The 1,078-nt window shown below is 64.7% G+C and carries 2 protein-coding genes; one reads left to right on the top strand and one right to left on the bottom strand.

The features are described 5' to 3' along the window. Positions 1-154: 154 nt before the first annotated feature. On the top strand, positions 155-355 hold the full coding sequence (gene yacG, locus F3J19_RS32260) for a DNA gyrase inhibitor YacG (protein WP_167050535.1): 201 nt from the start codon (positions 155-157) through the stop codon (positions 353-355). Positions 356-619: 264 nt separating this feature from the next. On the opposite strand, the gene cobF is transcribed toward yacG, so the two are convergent. Then, on the bottom strand, positions 620-1,078 hold a 459-nt coding region (gene cobF, locus F3J19_RS32255), incomplete at its 5' end, for a precorrin-6A synthase (deacetylating) (RefSeq protein ID WP_167050533.1).

Here is a 1,078-nt window from a genome sequence, read left to right as displayed (position 1 = left end):
ATCAGGTGCAGGCAATTCTCAAGGCCCAGCTGGGGCGTGAGGAACGCCTGGGCCATGCCGACGATGTGGTGGTCAATGACGGCGACCTCGCCGCGCTGCACGAGCAGATTGTCCGCCTGCACCACTCTTACCTGACTTTACGAGGAGGCCAGCCATGAGCCAGCCATTGACCGTCGATTGCCCGACCTGTGGCGCACCTGTGGAATTGATCGAGAAGAGCGCGTTCCGGCAGTTCTGTTCCGACCGTTGCAAATTGATCGACCTGGGGGCCGGGGCGGCCGAGGAGCACAAGATTCCGGTGGCGCCGGATTCGGAAGATGAATTGTTTTCGGGGGATCTGGAGCCGCGGCAGTGAGGTGAATGGCCTGGGTGGGTGCAGTTGGCGCCGCTTGGCGGCGCTTCGCGAGCTTTGCTCGCTCCTACAGGATGGATGCAGCTCAGGTAGGAGCGAGCGTAGCTCGCGATGGGGCGCGCAGCGGCCCCGGGTTTCAGCTTCGTGGCTGATAACGCCGGGGCTGCTTTGCAGCCCATCGCGAGCTGCGCTCGCTCCTACGAGGGTTGACGCAGGCCGGGTAGGAGCGAGCACCGCTCGCGATGGGCCGCGCAAGCGGCCCTTGCTCTACACTTCCCGGCGCAACAGGTAGGTGTCCATGATCCACCCCTTGCGCGCCCGCTCACGCTCGCGAACCTCCAAAATCTGCGCCTTCACCGCCTGCAGGGGCCCGGCAATCAGCACTTCATCCTCGTTGCCCAGGTAGGCCCCCCAGTAAACCATCAGCCCAGGGTCCTGCAGGGCGGCAAACCCCCCCTGCCCGTCCAGCATCACCACCACGTTGTCCACCTGTTCCAACTCGGCCAAGTGCCGCCCAGGTAGCACCAGCAACGGTTCACCGATACGGTTCAGCGGTACCTGGTGCCGCGCCGCCAGGGCCTGCACGCTGCTGATGCCCGGTATCACCTGCAAGCGCAGCGCCACCCCACGTTCGCGGACCAGGTCGAGGATGCGCAAGGTGCTGTCGTACAGGCCAGGCTCCCCCCATAGCAAAAAGGCGCCAATATCCTCGGCGCCCATTTCCGT

The organism is Burkholderia sp. Ax-1724 (assembly GCF_011752995.1).
Lineage (GTDB): Bacteria > Pseudomonadota > Gammaproteobacteria > Burkholderiales > Burkholderiaceae > Paraburkholderia.
Note: the sequence above shows the minus strand (reverse complement) of the source record. Positions and strands in the feature narration are given on the sequence as shown.

Bases quoted from the DNA above. Each gene is read 5' to 3' on its own strand.
- yacG (WP_167050535.1), top strand. From the start codon at position 155: ATGAGCCAGCCATTGACCGTCGATTGCCCGACCTGTGGCGCACCTGTG.